Source organism: Pseudomonas sp. G2-4 (assembly GCF_030064125.1).
Classification (GTDB): domain Bacteria; phylum Pseudomonadota; class Gammaproteobacteria; order Pseudomonadales; family Pseudomonadaceae; genus Aquipseudomonas.
The window spans coordinates 4,934,259-4,949,625 of record NZ_CP125957.1 but is presented as its reverse complement, the minus strand read 5'-3'; the positions used below and the strand labels follow the sequence as shown (position 1 = coordinate 4,949,625).

Annotated in this window: 11 protein-coding genes; 7 read left to right on the top strand and 4 right to left on the bottom strand. The window is 61.7% G+C overall.

All coding sequences use genetic code 11. From position 1 onward, the window contains the following. Positions 1-180 precede the first annotated feature (180 nt). Entirely contained in the window at positions 181-3,072 is a 2,892-nt protein-coding gene (locus tag QNH97_RS21555; protein WP_283553821.1) for a ribonucleoside-diphosphate reductase subunit alpha, read from the bottom strand. Between the two features lie 845 nt (positions 3,073-3,917). Between QNH97_RS21555 and QNH97_RS21550 the strand changes: the two genes are divergently transcribed. Both QNH97_RS21550 and QNH97_RS21545 read left to right on the top strand, forming a co-directional pair. Then, entirely contained in the window at positions 3,918-4,640 is a 723-nt protein-coding gene (locus QNH97_RS21550; protein WP_283553820.1) for a response regulator, read from the top strand. Continuing rightward, positions 4,637-6,247 carry an ATP-binding protein gene (locus tag QNH97_RS21545; protein WP_283553819.1) on the top strand — a complete coding sequence of 537 codons (1,611 nt, stop codon included), beginning with the start codon at positions 4,637-4,639 and terminating at the stop codon, positions 6,245-6,247. Before QNH97_RS21550 ends, QNH97_RS21545 begins: the two co-directional genes overlap by 4 nt. 113 nt (positions 6,248-6,360) lie before the next feature. Here QNH97_RS21545 and QNH97_RS21540 read toward each other — a convergent pair whose 3' ends face one another. Continuing rightward, positions 6,361-7,086, bottom strand: coding sequence for a 4'-phosphopantetheinyl transferase family protein (locus QNH97_RS21540; RefSeq protein WP_283553818.1), 726 nt, complete (start codon positions 7,084-7,086; stop codon positions 6,361-6,363). Positions 7,087-7,310: 224 nt separating this feature from the next. Next, on the bottom strand, positions 7,311-8,102 hold the full coding sequence (locus tag QNH97_RS21535; protein ID WP_283553817.1) for a dienelactone hydrolase family protein: 792 nt from the start codon (positions 8,100-8,102) through the stop codon (positions 7,311-7,313). Between the two features lie 143 nt (positions 8,103-8,245). Here QNH97_RS21535 and QNH97_RS21530 point away from each other — a divergent pair, with 143 nt between their 5' ends. From QNH97_RS21530 to QNH97_RS21520, 3 genes are all read left to right on the top strand, one after another. Next, entirely contained in the window at positions 8,246-8,845 is a 600-nt protein-coding gene (locus tag QNH97_RS21530) for a hypothetical protein (RefSeq protein WP_283553816.1), read from the top strand. A 104-nt stretch (positions 8,846-8,949) separates the two neighbouring features. Next, a complete protein-coding gene (locus tag QNH97_RS21525; protein ID WP_025215075.1) occupies positions 8,950-9,627 on the top strand; it encodes a response regulator in 678 nt (225 codons plus the stop codon). Beyond that, complete coding sequence (locus tag QNH97_RS21520) at positions 9,624-10,970, top strand: ATP-binding protein (protein WP_283553815.1); 1,347 nt, start codon at positions 9,624-9,626, stop codon at positions 10,968-10,970. Before QNH97_RS21525 ends, QNH97_RS21520 begins: the two co-directional genes overlap by 4 nt. A 143-nt stretch (positions 10,971-11,113) precedes the next feature. Here QNH97_RS21520 and QNH97_RS21515 read toward each other — a convergent pair whose 3' ends face one another. Further along, positions 11,114-12,112, bottom strand: a complete 999-nt coding sequence (locus tag QNH97_RS21515; RefSeq protein WP_283553814.1) for an AraC family transcriptional regulator — start codon at positions 12,110-12,112, stop codon at positions 11,114-11,116. Positions 12,113-12,444: 332 nt separating this feature from the next. Here QNH97_RS21515 and QNH97_RS21510 point away from each other — a divergent pair, with 332 nt between their 5' ends. Further along, positions 12,445-13,797: a dicarboxylate/amino acid:cation symporter gene (locus QNH97_RS21510; RefSeq protein WP_283553813.1), complete on the top strand. Its 1,353-nt coding sequence runs from the start codon at positions 12,445-12,447 to the stop codon at positions 13,795-13,797. A gap of 298 nt (positions 13,798-14,095) precedes the next feature. Beyond that, positions 14,096-15,277 carry a CaiB/BaiF CoA transferase family protein gene (locus QNH97_RS21505; RefSeq protein WP_283553812.1) on the top strand — a complete coding sequence of 394 codons (1,182 nt, stop codon included), beginning with the start codon at positions 14,096-14,098 and terminating at the stop codon, positions 15,275-15,277. The last annotated feature ends 90 nt before the right edge of the window (positions 15,278-15,367 follow it).

The window sequence follows — 15,367 nt, the reverse complement described above, 5'->3', positions numbered from 1 at the left end:
CGCGAGCAAGCTCGCTCCCACAGGATCCTGTATACGCAGCTCAAAAGGTGGGAGCGAGCCTGCTCGCGATGAGGCCAAGCAAAGCGCTACGTTTATTACAGGCAAAAGAAAACCCCCGATAAACCAGCGGTCTATCGGGGGCTTCTTCAGCAGGCGTCTTTACACGCCCACCCACTCAGCTTATTGGCAAGCTTCGCAATCCGGCTCGTCAATCGCGCAGGCTTTTGGCACTGGCGCCGGACCCGCTGGAGCCGCCAGGACCGAATCGTCACCGTGGTTGCCGCCGCTGGAAACAGCGTTCAGCTTGCCGGTGTTGATGGTCGACTTCTCGGTGCTGGTGGCGGCCAGGGCACGGAGGTAGTAGGTGGTTTTCAGGCCACGGTACCAGGCCATGCGGTAGGTCACGTCCAGCTTCTTGCCCGAGGCGCCGGCGATGTACAGGTTCAGCGACTGAGCCTGGTCGATCCACTTCTGGCGACGGCTGGCGGCGTCGACGATCCACTTGGTGTCCACTTCGAACGCGGTGGCGTAGAGCTCCTTGAGTTCTTGCGGGATGCGCTCGATCTGCTGCACCGAACCGTCGTAGTACTTCAGGTCGTTGATCATGACCGAGTCCCACAGGCCGCGAGCCTTGAGGTCGCGAACCAGGTACGGGTTGATCACGGTGAATTCGCCCGACAGGTTCGATTTCACATACAGGTTCTGGTAGGTCGGTTCGATCGACTGCGACACGCCCGTGATGTTGGCGATGGTGGCGGTCGGTGCGATGGCCATGATGTTGGAGTTACGGATGCCTTTCTGCACACGGGCGCGAACCGGTGCCCAGTCCAGGGATTCGTTCAGGTCAACGTCAATGTACTTCTGGCCGCGCTGGGCGATCAGGATCTGTTGCGAATCCAGCGGCAGGACGCCTTTGGACCACAGCGAACCCTGGAACGTCTCGTAGGCGCCGCGCTCGTCGGCCAGGTCGCAGGACGCCTGGATCGCGTAGTAGCTGACCGCTTCCATGGACTTGTCGGCGAACTCGACCGCAGCATCGGAACCGTACGGGATGTGCTGCAGGTACAGCGCGTCCTGGAAGCCCATGATGCCCAGGCCGACCGGACGGTGCTTGAAGTTGGAGTTCTTCGCCTGTGGTACCGAGTAGTAGTTGATGTCGATCACGTTGTCGAGCATGCGCACGGCGGTGTTCACGGTGCGTTGCAGCTTGGCGGTGTCGAGCTTGCCGTCCTTGATGTGGTTCGGCAGGTTGATCGAGCCCAGGTTGCAAACGGCGATCTCGTCCTTGTTGGTGTTCAAGGTGATCTCGGTGCACAGGTTCGAGCTGTGGACTACGCCCACGTGCTGCTGCGGGCTGCGCAGGTTGCATGGGTCCTTGAAGGTCAGCCATGGGTGGCCGGTCTCGAACAGCATCGACAGCATCTTGCGCCACAGGTCTTTGGCCTGGACGACTTTGAACAGCTTGATCTTGTTGTACTCGGTCAGGGCTTCGTAGTACTCGTAGCGCTCTTCGAAAGCCTTGCCGGTCAGGTCGTGCAGGTCTGGCACTTCGGACGGCGAGAACAGGGTCCACTTGCCGTCGTCGAAGACACGCTTCATGAACAGGTCAGGGATCCAGTTGGCGGTGTTCATGTCGTGGGTGCGACGACGGTCATCACCGGTGTTCTTGCGCAGCTCGATGAACTCTTCGATGTCCATGTGCCAGGTTTCCAGGTACGCACAGACCGCGCCTTTGCGCTTGCCGCCCTGGTTGACCGCGACCGCGGTGTCGTTGACCACTTTGAGGAATGGCACGACGCCCTGGGATTTGCCGTTGGTGCCCTTGATGTACGAGCCCAGCGCGCGAACCGGTGTCCAGTCGTTACCCAGGCCGCCGGCGAATTTCGACAGCATGGCGTTGTCGTGGATCGCGCCGTAGATGCCCGACAGGTCGTCCGGCACGGTGGTCAGGTAGCAGCTCGACAGCTGTGGACGCAGGGTGCCGGCGTTGAACAGAGTCGGGGTCGAGGCCATGTAGTCGAAGGACGACAACAGGTTGTAGAACTCGATGGCGCGGTCTTCGCGTTGCTTCTCTTCGATCGCCAGGCCCATGGCCACGCGCATGAAGAAGATCTGCGGCAGTTCGAAGCGGATACCGTCCTTGTGGATGAAGTAACGGTCGTACAGGGTTTGCAGGCCCAGGTAGGTGAACTGCTGGTCGCGCTCGTGGTTGATCGCCTTGCCGAGTTTTTCCAGGTCGAAGGAGGCCAGGACCGGGTTCAGCAATTCGTATTCGATACCCTTGGCGATGTAGGCCGGCAACGCCTTGGCGTACAGGTCGACCATTTCGTGGTGGGTCGCGCTTTCGGCGACTTCCAGGAAGCTCAGGCCTTCGGCACGCAGGGTGTCCATCAGCAGGCGGGCGGTCACGAAGGAGTAGTTTGGCTCGCGTTCCACCAGGGTCCGCGCGGTCATCACCAGCGCGGTGTTGACGTCCTTGAGGGCGACGCCGTCATAGAGGTTCTTCAGGGTTTCGCGCTGGATCAAGTCGCCGTCGACTTCTTCCAGGCCTTCGCAGGCCTCGGTGACGATGGTGTTCAGGCGGCCCATGTCCAGCGGCGCGAGGCTGCCGTCGGCGCGGGCAATGCGGATCGACGGGTGAGCCTGGACCGGTGCGTCGGCCGGGGTGCGGATGGCGCGTTCCTTGGCCCGGGAGTCACGGTAGATCACGTAGTCGCGGGCCACTTTCTGCTCGCCGGCACGCATCAGGGCCAGTTCGACCTGGTCCTGGATTTCTTCGATGTGGATGGTGCCGCCCGATGGCATGCGACGCTTGAAGGTCGCGGTGACCTGTTCGGTCAGGCGGGCGACGGTGTCGTGGATTCGCGACGAAGCGGCAGCGGTGCCGCCTTCAACTGCGAGAAACGCTTTGGTGATGGCGACGGTGATCTTGTCATCGGTGTAAGGAACGACAGTGCCGTTACGCTTGATCACACGCAGTTGGCCCGGCGCGGTGGCGGACAGATCCGGGTTCGAATCGGCGGCCAGCGGCGCGGTGCCCTGCGGGTTCTCGCGAGTTGTGTCGGTGTGCATGGGTGTCTCCACGTTCTCTATGTTTGTTTGGGCGCCATTACGGTGCCCACCGTTCCGTCCTGAAGCACTACAACCGGCTGGCGCCGGGCATAACAACTTCGGGACAGTAGGAAGCAGGCGTTTAATACCGCTTCCATCCGAAGTTCTGGGGTGGCAGGCAATGGACTGCAACACCCGTACCGTTTTGGTCGTTTTCGACCTTGAAACAGCTGCCATCCGCTAGGGCGGTCTGGGCTTGGGGAAATGCGGTGTTTCAGGTGAACAGAAGCACGAAAAACGCTTGAATTCTCTGTCCAACTTGTGTTTGGTTTTTGGCCGAAAACCCTACATGTAGGGTTTTTTACGCGGCGGGCTACAAGATAATGCGTTTTGGGGGATGATTGCAACGTACTACCTGTGGATAAGCCTGTGCGTAATTTGTGTGCGAAACATGGAACGGCGCTGTAGGCCGCGACCTAGCTGGAGCGAACCTTTTTTCACCGTTTTCGACGATCTGAAAATAGCCTGGTGGTTTTTGCGGGCGCGGACGTTACCACACAAAATCCACCCGACCGAACGCATTTGTCCGCTTGTTTTCTATGGGGGCGACGTTTATACAATCGGCCGGTGCATGGGCATGTTTATCCTCCTTTGATATGACAAAAAGAGGGGGGCTGTATTCGAATCTCTGGAGTGAACACTGTTGTGGCGAGGGAGCTTGCTCCCGCTCGATTGCGCAGCAATCGCAAAAAGCAGGGGCTGCTTCGCAGCCCAGCGGGAGCAAGCTCCCTCGCCACGGGGTAGTGATCCTTCTGCAAGGGTTGTGGCCATCCGGTCCTTTATATTCACAACAAAACGAGGCCCCCATGGAGCAAGAAGCCTGGCAGGTATTGATCGTCGAAGATGACCAGCGTCTGGCCGAGCTGACCCGGGAATACCTCGAAAGCAACGGGCTGCGCGTCGCCATCGAAGGCAACGGCGCCGTGGCGGCGGCGCGGATCATTGCCGAGCAGCCGGACCTGGTGATCCTCGACCTGATGCTGCCCGGCGAAGACGGCCTGAGCATCTGCCGCAAAGTGCGCGAGCATTTCGACGGACCGATCCTGATGCTCACCGCCCGCACCGACGACACCGATCAGATCCAGGGCCTGGATCTGGGCGCCGACGATTACGTGTGCAAACCGGTTCGCCCGCGTTTGCTCCTGGCGCGCATCCAGGCCCTGCTGCGGCGCAGCGAGCCCGAACCGTCCGCGCCGCAAAAGCAGCGGCGCCTGGAGTTCGGCCCGTTGGTGGTGGACAACGCCTTGCGCGAAGCCTGGCTGCAGGGCAACGGCATCGAGCTGACCAGCGCCGAATTCGACTTGCTGTGGCTGCTGGTGGCCAATGCCGGACGCATCCTGTCCCGGGAAGAAATCTTCACCGCCTTGCGCGGCATCGGCTATGACGGCCAGGACCGCTCCATCGATGTGCGCATCTCACGCATTCGCCCCAAGATCGGCGACGACCCGGACCATCCACGGCTGATCAAGACCATCCGCAGCAAAGGCTACCTGTTCGTTCCCGAAGCTTGTGTAGATACCGCGCCGTGAACTCGATCTTCCTGCGCATTTATGGCGGCATGTGTGCGGCCCTGGTGCTGGTGGCGGTGCTCGGCGTGTTGGCCCTGCATCTGCTCAACCAGACCCGTAGCGACCAATATCGCGAACGCCTGGCCCACGGCACCTTTTCCTTGATGGCCGACAACCTGCGTCCGATGAACGACACCGAGCGTCGGCGGGCATTGGCCGTGTGGGAGCGTCTGCTGGGCATTCCCCTGGTCTTGCAGACGTTCTCCCAGACCGACCTGGACCTCGGCCAACGCACGCGCGTGCTGCGCGGCCAGGCGCTGGTGGAACAGACCGGGCCCCATGCGGCGAAGGTCTATCGGCTGGTCAGCGATGGCGAACAGTTGATGCTGGTGGGAGAGGTCCAGCAGATCAGTGAACAACTGGCCCGGGCGACCATTTATCTGCTGGTCGACGAGTTGGTGCGTTACCCGGTGGGCGAACAGCCCGAACGGCTGGCACAACTCAAGCAGGAGAAAGGCTTCGGGTTTGACCTGCAACTGATGCCCGTGGTCCAGGCGGACATGGACGAAGACCAGCGCCGCCGGGTATCCGAGGGCGACACGGTGATGGCGCTGGGCAAGGGCGGCGATTCGATCCGGGTGTTCGCCGGCATGGTCGGCACGCCGTGGGTGCTGGAGATCGGCCCGCTGTATCAAATGAACCCCTATCCGCCGCAATGGTTGGTGCTGATCGCGGCGCTGGGGCTGAGCCTGATCGGCTTGATCGTCTACCTGTTGGTGCGCCAGTTGGAGCGGCGTTTGCGTGGCCTGGAATCAGCCGCTACGCAAATCGCCCAGGGGAGCCTGGAAACCCGGGTACCGGCCCGGGGAGCCGACTCGGTGGGGCGACTGGCCGCCGCGTTCAACGGCATGGCCGAGCATTTGCAGCAACTGTTGGCGATCCAGCGTGAGCTGGTGCGGGCGGTGTCCCACGAATTGCGTACCCCTGTGGCGCGCCTGCGTTTCGGCCTGGAAATGCTCGGCAGCGCCACCACAGCCCAGGCCCGGGACAAATACCTGGCGGGCATGGACCATGACATCGAGGACCTGGACCGGCTGGTGGACGAGATGCTGACCTACGCGCGGCTGGAACAGGGTTCTCCGGCGTTGAATTTCCAGCGGGTGGATCTGGATGCGCTGGTCAATCAGGTGATCGATGAGCTGGGACCGTTGCGAGCCGGAATCACGGTCGAGCGCGGTCTATGCCTGTCGGCCGCCGACTGTGATGGCGCCTGGGTCGAGGCCGAGCCGCGATTTCTGCACCGTGCCCTGCAGAATCTGGTGGGCAATGCCATGCGTCACGCCAGCTCCCGGGTGACGGTCAGCTACCAGGTGGGCCAGTTGCGTTGTCGGGTGGACGTGGAAGACGACGGGCCCGGCGTGCCGGAGGCGGCGTGGGAGCGGGTGTTCAAGCCTTTTCTGCGCCTGGACGACAGTCGCGCCCGTGCTTCGGGCGGTCATGGCTTGGGGCTATCGATCGTGCGGCGGATCATCCACTGGCATGACGGCCGGGCGCTGGTCGGCAAGAGCAAAAGCCTGGGTGGGGCTTGTTTCAGCTTGAGTTGGCCGAGGCATCAGGATAGGTCTTGAGAGGTGTCGTGCCTTTATCGCCGCCATCGCGAGCAAGCTCGCTCCCACAGGGTGGAATGCATTCCAAATGTGGGAGCGAGCTCGCGATGAAGGCCTCACAAACGCCGCCCGCCTCAGGCCTTGATCCCCACCAAACTCAATAACTGCCCATCCTTCACCCCAAACTGCGCCTGCAGTTCGCTGCCATGACGCCACTCGGCCGACAAGTCCGTCAGCAGCCGCAGCCGCACCTGTCCGCCGTGTGTCCATTCCAGCACTTCGGCATGCTCGAAATAAAAGCGTTGGCCAACGATTGGGTACAGGGCCTTGAACAGGCTTTCCTTCACTGAAAAGGTCAGGGTGACCAGCAAGGCCCGGTCGTCATGCGCAAGCGTTGCCATGCGCAGCAGCTCCGGCGGCGTGAGGATTTCACCGGCCAGGCGCTCGGCGCGTTCGGCGTCGAGCAGGTTTTCCAGGTCCATGCCCAGCCCGCGCCAGTGGTCTTTGTGGGCGACGATGGCCGCTGCCCGGCCGGTGCTGTGGGTGATCGAGCCGCTGACATGGGCCGGCCACACCGGGGCGCGATCCTCGCCGATGGCCGGCACGCAGGTCTGGCCATCCAACTGGCGCAGTGCCGCCCGGGCGCAGATCCGCCCGGCGAGGAATTCAGCCTGACGCTTGGCCACCGACCGCTGGATGCTCGCCGGGGGCTCGATAGCGCTGTGGGGGAAGTCATTGCCGGTCAGCAGCAGTGGATCAAAGCAGGTGCTCAGCAGCACTGTATCGGACAGGGCTTCGGGCAACAGCCATCGATCATCCAGAGGCGTGCAGCAGGCGGGGAGGTCGGGGAGTGCGTTCATGCCCGGCATTTTGCCGGGTTGGCTTGAGGCTGGGTAGTGGGGCGCGCTTCATGGATAGACGGGAGAGGGCTTTTGTGGCGAGGGAGCTTGCTCCCGCTGGGCTGCGAAGCAGTCCTGAACCTGACAGCTCGGTGTCTCAGGTTGAACGCGTCGCTGCTGTTGGGGCTGCTGCGCAGCCCAGCGGGAGCAAGCTCCCTCGCCACAGGGAATGTTCCGGCTGAAAGTCAGCCAAAGATTTTCTTGAAGAACTTCTGCATATCCGCCCAAGACTTTTCATCGGCTTTTTTGTTGTAGCCAATATCCGGCCCGCCATGTTCACCGTGGCTCAGGCGGTCGGCGTCCGGGTTGCTGAAGCCGTGCTTGGCGTCTTTCAGGCTGACGAACTTGTAGTCGGCACCGGCCTTGTCCATTTCACTTTTGAACGCAGTGACGTTGTCCTCGGTGACCATACTGTCCAGCGCTCCGTGCTCCACGAGAATCTTGGCCTTGACGCTGCCGGGCGTGGCCGGGGTGTTGGTTACCAGTGCGCCGTGGAAACTCACCACGCCGGCCAGCGGTACACCCTGGCGCGCCGCGTCGAGCACTACCTTGCCGCCGAAGCAGTAACCGATGGCGGCGATTTTGTCGGGGTCGGTCTGGGGTTGTTTCCTCAGCAAGTCGAGCCCGGCCTGGAAACGTGCGCTGGCCGCCTTGCCGTCCTTGAGCGCTGCCTGCATGAACGCCATGGCGTCCTTGGGGTGCTCGGTGTTCTTGCCGTCGCCATACATATCGATGGCCAGGGCGCTGTAGCCCAGGCCGGCGAGGTCACGGGCGCGGCGCTTGGCATAGTCGTTCAGCCCCCACCACTCATGCACCACCACCACGCCCGGTCGCGGGCCTTTGACGGCGTCATCGTAGGCGTAGTAGCCGATCAGCTTGGTGCCGTCGGCAGTGGTGTAGGGGATTTCCTGGGTCTGGATGGCGGCGTGGCTCGCACCGCTGAGCGCCAGAAGAAAAACAGCAAGCAACCTGCGCATGACGGATCTCCTTAAAAAGTGGTCCGCTCAGATTAGCCGATTCATTCAGCGCAGGTTCAGAGAACGTTCAAGGGGTGTTCAGGGACCGCTGGTTAACGTGGCTTCGACTTCACACATCATCCACGCTTCAAAGGAACTTGATCATGACTACCATGAAAAAACTGCTGTTGGCATTCACCGTGTTGGGCGCCACCGCCATGGCCCACGCCGACGACAACTTCGCCAGCCTGACCCTTGGCCAGACCAGCGACAAGGTCAAGAAATCCGATGCCCTGAACGATAACCTGAACCACCCGAACGCCGACGGCATCATCGGCAAGGACACCACGTATGGCGTGCGACTGGGCAAGCAAAACGACCAGGGCCGCTACTACGCCACCTACGACAACGTCTCAGGGACCCACAACGGCATCAAGTTGCGCCAGGAAAACCTGCTGGGCAGCTACGATGTGTTCCTTCCGGTCACCAGCAGCACCAAACTGTTCGGTGGTGGCACGGCGGGCCTGACCAAGCTGACCCAGGATTCCCCTGGCTTCAGCCGCGACAGCGACATCGGCTATGCGGTGGGCTTGCAGGGCGGTGTCCTGCAACAAATTTCGCAAAACACCTCGGTGGAACTGGGTTACCGTTACCTGCGCAGCAACGCCAGCACCGAGATGAGCCCACCCGGTGGCGCCAAGGTCGGCTCGTTGGACCTGACCAGCAGCGCCCAGACTTACCTGTCCGCCAACTACACGTTCTAAGCGGCCAAGGATGAGGGCGTCCAGCCGGATCGGACCAAGACGATCCGGCGTCTTTCGTTGGGGCGCGCCGCACTGGATTGTTTGATTGCCTGGAGAAAGGCTCCATGAAATTACTGGTCGTCGAAGACGAAGCGTTGTTGCGTCATCACCTGCAAACCCGTCTCACCGACAGCGGGCATGTGGTACAGGCCGTGGCCAATGCCGAGGAGGCCTTGTACCAGGTCCGGGAATTCAACCATGACCTGGCGGTGATCGACCTGGGTTTGCCGGGCATCAGCGGGCTGGAACTGATCCGCCGGTTGCGCTCGCAGGACAAGACGTTTCCGATCCTGATTCTGACCGCCCGTGGCAACTGGCAGGACAAGGTCGAAGGCTTGGCCGCCGGGGCCGATGACTACGTGGTCAAGCCGTTTCAGTTCGAAGAGCTGGAGGCCCGGCTGAACGCCTTGTTGCGTCGCTCCAGCGGCTTCACCCAGTCGACCATCGTGGCCGGTCCGTTGTTGCTCGATCTCAACCGCAAGCAGGCCTCCCTGGGTGACGAGCCCCTGGCGTTGACCGCCTACGAATACCGCATCCTCGAATACCTGATGCGCCATCACCAGCAAGTGGTGGCCAAGGATCGCTTGATGGAGCAGCTTTACCCCGATGACGACGAGCGAGATCCCAATGTCATCGAAGTGTTGGTAGGGCGCCTGCGCCGCAAACTGGAAGCCCCGGCGGGCTTCAAACCGATCGACACCGTGCGGGGCCTGGGCTACCTGTTCAATGAGCGCTGCCAGTGATTCGTTCGCTACGGCTGCGGTTGATGCTGGCCGCCATGACCCTGGCGGTGTTGTTCATGCTAGCGCTGTTGCCGGCCATGCAAGGCGCGTTCAGCCTGGCTTTGCAGGAATCCATCGAGCAACGCCTGGCTTCGGACGTGACCACGCTGATTTCCGCTGCCCGGGTGGAAAACAACCGACTGAAGATGCCCGCGCAGTTGCCCGATGAGCGCTTCAACCTCGCCGATGCCCGCTTGCTGGGGTACATCTATGATCGCGAAGGCCGGTTGGTCTGGCGGTCGAAGGCCACCCAGGAAGAGAACATCAATTACACGCCGCGCTATGACGGTCAGGGCAATCAGTTCGCGCGTATCCGCGAAAACAATGGCCAGGAGTTTTTTGTCTATGACGTCGAGATCAAGTTGCTCGGCGGCCAGAGCGCGGCGTTCAGCATCGTCACCCTGCAACCGGTTCGCGACTACGAGGTGACCCTGCAGGGCCTGCGGGACAATCTCTACCTGGGCTTTGGCGCCGCCTTGGCGGTGTTGCTGGCCCTGTTGTGGATCGGCCTGACCTGGGGCCTGCGGGCGCTGCGACGGTTGAGCCAGGAGTTGGACGAAATCGAAAGCGGGACCCGGGAAAGCCTCAGTACCGAGCATCCCCGCGAACTGTTGCGTTTGACCGGTTCCCTCAACCGCTTGCTGTACAGCGAACGTGAGCAGCGCAGCCGTTACCGCGACTCCTTGGATGACCTGGCCCACAGTCTGAAAACCCCCCTGGCGGTGTTGCAGGGAGTCAGCGAGGACATGGCCAGGCGTCACGAGGACCGTGGACAGGCCTGGGTGCTGCAAACCCAGATCGAACGCATGAGCCAGCAGATCGGCTACCAGCTGCAGCGCGCCAGCCTGCGCAAAAGCGGGCTGGTGCGTCATCAGGTGCCCTTGCGCCCGGTGCTGCAAAGCCTGTGTGACACCCTGGACAAGGTCTATCGCGACAAACGGGTGAATGTCGGTTTCGATCTGCCGGAGCACTGCCAGGTGCCGATCGAACAGGGCGCCTTGCTGGAAATGCTCGGCAACCTGCTGGAAAATGCTTATCGGCTTTGCCTGGGGGAGGTGCGCGTCAGCGTGCATCAGACCCTTGGCGGCACGGAGTTGTGCATTGAGGACGACGGGCCGGGCGTGCCACCGGACCAACGTGCGCGGATTCTCCAGCGGGGCGAGCGGCTCGATCGCCAGCATCCAGGGCAGGGCATTGGCCTGGCGGTGGTCAAGGACATCATCGAGAGCTATGGCGCGCGGTTGACCCTGGGGGATTCAGAGCTGGGTGGGGCGGCGTTTCGGATTCATTTTCCGGTGGTGTGACTGGGATGTTCTCGGTGTGTTTGCGGGTCTCATCGCGAGCAAGCTCGCTCCCACATTGGATTTTCGGCGCTCACAAATCCCTGTGGGAGCGAGCTTGCTCGCGATGAGGCCCGTCAGCACAGCACAAAAAACCAATCAAGAAATCAGTTCTCCAACTCCCTGTAAGCCCCCGGCGTCACCCCCGTCCACTTCTTGAACGCCCGGTGAAACGCCGACGGCTCCGAGAACCCCAACTGCTCGGCAATCTGCTGCAACGACAAATCCGCGCGCCCCAGATGATAGATGGCGATATCCCGCCGCAGCTGATCCTTGAGTTCCTGGAAGCTGGTGTCTTCCTCGCGCAAATGCCGGCGCAACGTCTGGGGACTGATGTGCAGGTGGGCGGCCGCGGCTTCCAGGTCGGGCCAGCGTGCGGTGTCGCGGCTGAGCAGGCGGCGCAGCTGACTGCTCAGGCTGTGGCCATCGTCGGGTCGCGACAGCAGGTCGGCGGGGGAGCGTTCGAGGAAGTGCTTGAGGGTTCGTTCGTCCTGCAGCAGCGGCATATTCAGGTAGCGGCTGTGAAACAGCAGGCTGCTGCTGGGCGCTTCGAACACCAGCGGACAGGGAAACAGCAAATCGTATTCGGCGCCGTGGGCTGGCTTGGCGTAACCGAAGGTCGCCTGTTCCAGGCCGATCCGCTGGCCGATCAACCAACTGGCGAGGCGATGCCAGACCACCAGCAGGCTTTCACTCAGGAAGTGATCCGGGTCCCGTAGCGTCGAGTCGTTCAGCACCAGTCGCACCCGCTCGCCGTCAGCCTCCAGGGTCAGGCTTGGGGCGTCGGGGAACAGGCTGTAGAACAACAGGCCGCGTTGAAGCGCCTTGCCCAGGGTCGGGCAGTGGATCAGTGCGTGACACATCATCGCGAAGGTCCCGGGTTTGCTCGGGGCCAGGCCGAACCCCAGGTATTCGTCGCCCAGGTTTTGCCACAACGCCTGTAACAGACGGGTGAACTGTTCCGGCGCAATTCGCGCGCGCGGTTCATCCAGCAGCTCAGGGCTGATGCCCAGCTGTTGCAGCAGAGGAAAATAGTCGAATCCTTGCCGACGTGCGCCGCCCAAGGCTGCGCGGGCGAAGTGACTGGCGATCGTGCGTTGGCGCATGGCAGATGTCCGTCCGTTAAGCGGGCGATGGTAGCAGGGCACGGGGACTCGACAAGGCGGATATCCGCCAAATTCCGGAACGAGAAACTCGCCACGGGCGGAAATCCGCCACCTTCCATGCCCGTGTTTAACCATGAGTAATGCCAGAGCCCTTCTGCATTAAGGCCTGTAGGAGGTTTCTGGAAAATGGCACGCGCCTTGCGATACAGCACGCAGGTCTGCAGCGTGCAGCCGACAAAAACAAATCCCTCCAGTGCAGGAGGGTTCGCAAAATGAGGTGCCGTAGACAACAGGTGGATGTTGTCACACGGGACGCTTGAGGAAGGTTTGCCATGACGACTCGTCAGCCACTGTACAAATCCCTGTATTTCCAGGTGATCGTAGCCATTGCCATCGGCATTTTGCTCGGCCACTTCTACCCGCAGACCGGTGTTGCCCTCAAACCATTCGGTGACGGGTTCATCAAACTGATCAAGATGGTCATTGCCCCGATCATCTTCTGTACCGTCGTCAGCGGTATCGGCGGCATGCAGAACATGAAGTCGGTCGGCAAGACCGGTGGCTACGCGCTGCTCTACTTCGAAATTGTCTCCACCATCGCCCTGCTGATCGGTCTGGTGGTGGTCAACATCGTGCAACCGGGCGCCGGCATGCACATTGACGTATCGACTCTGGACACCAGCAAGATCGCCGGCTTCATCAGCGCCAGTAAAGACCAGAGCATCATTGCCTTCGTGCTCAACGTGATCCCGAACACCATTGTCGGTGCGTTCGCCAACGGCGACATCCTGCAAGTGTTGATGTTCTCGGTGCTCTTCGGTTTCGCCCTGCATCGCCTGGGTGCCTACGGCAAGCCGGTGCTGGACTTCATCGATCGCTTCGCCCACGTGATGTTCATCATCATCAACATGATCATGAAGCTGGCGCCCATCGGTGCCTTCGGTGCCATGGCGTTCACCATCGGCGCCTATGGTGTCGGTTCGCTGGTGCAACTGGGCCAGTTGATGATCTGCTTCTACATCACCTGCGTGGTGTTCGTGCTGGTGGTGTTGGGTGCCATCTGCCGCGCCCACGGTTTCAGCGTCGTCAAGCTGATCCGCTACATCCGTGAAGAACTGCTGATCGTGCTGGGCACCTCCTCGTCGGAATCGGCCCTGCCACGCATGCTGATCAAGATGGAGCGCCTGGGTGCCAAGAAGTCTGTCGTAGGCCTGGTGATCCCAACTGGTTATTCGTTCAACCTCGACGGTACTTCGATCTACCTGACCATGGCAGCGGTGTTCATCGCCCAGGCCACCGACACCCCGATGGACCTGACTCACCAGATCACCCTGCTGCTGGTGCTGCTGCTGTCGTCCAAAGGTGCTGCTGGCGTGACCGGTAGCGGCTTCATCGTCCTGGCGGCCACCCTGTCGGCCGTGGGTACCTTGCCAGTGGCCGGTCTGGCGCTGATCCTGGGTATCGACCGCTTCATGTCCGAAGCCCGCGCCCTGACCAACCTGGTGGGCAACGCTGTGGCCACGATCGTGGTTGCCAAGTGGGTCAACGAGCTCGATGAAGACCAGTTGCAAACCGAACTGGCTTCCGGTGGTCGTGGTATCTCCGACGTTCGTGAAGATGACGAGCAGATCGCGGCGGCGCAGATTGCAGCGGCTGAGACCTCTGCTCCAGGCGCTGTGAAGTAATCTTCAAGCTGCAATGAAAAACCCGCTTCGGCGGGTTTTTTATTGAAAGCATCCTTCAGTCCAGGCGGCTTCTGTGGCGAGGGAGCTTGCTCCCGCTGGGCTGCGCAGCAGACCCCTGCCTTCTATCTGAAGCACTGTGGTGGTAGATACATCTTGGGGTTGCTGCGCAACCCAGCGGGAGCAAGCTCCCTCGCCACGGGGGGCTGAGCACAATCGTCATGCAAAGTGACAAATCCAGTGATTGCCCCGTCGCCAACCCCTGCCTAGTCTTTCAGCCATCAGTCACTGGAGATCCCCCATGCAAGGCCCACTGGCATCGCTCAAGGTTCTGGACTTCTCGACCCTGCTGCCAGGCCCGTTTGCCTCGCTGTTACTGGCGGACATGGGCGCTGAGGTGTTGCGCATCGAGTCGCCGAGCCGCCCGGACCTGTTGCGGTTTTTGCCGCCCCATGACCAGGGTGTCTCGGCCAGTCATGCCTACCTCAATCGCAACAAGCGCAGCCTCGCGTTGGACCTCAAACAGCCGGCGGCGCTGGAGGTGATCGAGCAATTGCTGGGAGACTACGACATTCTGCTGGAACAGTTCCGTCCCGGTGTGATGGCGCGGCTGGGTTTGGGGTATGAGGCCTTGAGGGCGATCAATCCCCGGCTGATCTACGTGTCGATCACCGGCTACGGCCAGACCGGACCCTACAAGGACCGCGCCGGTCACGACATCAATTATCTGGCCCTGGCGGGACTGGCCAGCCACACCGGCCGTGCCGACAGCGGCCCGGTGCCGCTGGGGATCCAGGCAGCGGACATTGCCGGCGGTTCACTGCACGGGGTGATCGGGCTGTTGGCGGCGGTGATTGCCCGCCAGCAAACCGGGCAGGGCCAGCACCTGGACGTGAGCATGACTGACTGTGTGTTCAGCCTGAACGCCATGGCCGGTGCCGGTTACCTGGCCTGCGGTGTGGAACCGGGTTGGGAAAACCAGATGCTCAACGGTGGCAGCTTCTATGACTATTACCGCACCCGGGACGGGCGCTGGATGTCGGTGGGCAGCCTGGAACCAGCTTTCATGCAGGCGCTGTGCGGGGCGTTGGGGCGACCGGAACTGGCGGCCCAGGGGTTGTCGCCCCAACCCGAGCAGCAACACGCGCTCAAGGAGGCTCTGCAAGCCGAGTTCGAGAAGCATGACTTCGCTGAGCTTTGCCGCTTGTTTTCCGGGATTGATGCCTGCGTCGAGCCAGTGCTGAGCCTGGACGAAGCCCTCAGGCATCCACAACTGCAGGCCAGGCAGGTGGTGACCCAAGTGCCCCGGGGCGATGGTTCCAGCCAGGCGCAGATGGCTTGTCCGTTGAAATTTTCACAAGGGCTGCCCGAGCCTCGGCATATGGGCGCGGGGCTGGGGGCGCATTCCGATCAGGTGTTGGGGGAGTTGGGGTTTAGTGTTGAACGGATAGCTGAATTGCGTCGCAGCGGGGTGGTTTTGTAGCGTCTGTCAGGCAGCCATCGCGAGCAAGCTCGCTCCCACACTGGATCTATGGTGTTCACAAAACCCCTGTGGGAGCGAGCTTGCTCGCGA

Coding starts and splice junctions, on each gene's coding strand:
- QNH97_RS21555 (WP_283553821.1), bottom strand. CDS start 3,072: ATGCACACCGACACAACTCGCGAGAACCCGCAGGGCACCGCGCCGCTG.
- QNH97_RS21550 (WP_283553820.1), top strand. CDS start 3,918: ATGGAGCAAGAAGCCTGGCAGGTATTGATCGTCGAAGATGACCAGCGT.
- QNH97_RS21510 (WP_283553813.1), top strand. CDS start 12,445: ATGACGACTCGTCAGCCACTGTACAAATCCCTGTATTTCCAGGTGATC.
- QNH97_RS21525 (WP_025215075.1), top strand. CDS start 8,950: ATGAAATTACTGGTCGTCGAAGACGAAGCGTTGTTGCGTCATCACCTG.
- QNH97_RS21530 (WP_283553816.1), top strand. CDS start 8,246: ATGACTACCATGAAAAAACTGCTGTTGGCATTCACCGTGTTGGGCGCC.
- QNH97_RS21505 (WP_283553812.1), top strand. CDS start 14,096: ATGCAAGGCCCACTGGCATCGCTCAAGGTTCTGGACTTCTCGACCCTG.
- QNH97_RS21535 (WP_283553817.1), bottom strand. CDS start 8,102: ATGCGCAGGTTGCTTGCTGTTTTTCTTCTGGCGCTCAGCGGTGCGAGC.
- QNH97_RS21515 (WP_283553814.1), bottom strand. CDS start 12,112: ATGCGCCAACGCACGATCGCCAGTCACTTCGCCCGCGCAGCCTTGGGC.
- QNH97_RS21540 (WP_283553818.1), bottom strand. CDS start 7,086: ATGAACGCACTCCCCGACCTCCCCGCCTGCTGCACGCCTCTGGATGAT.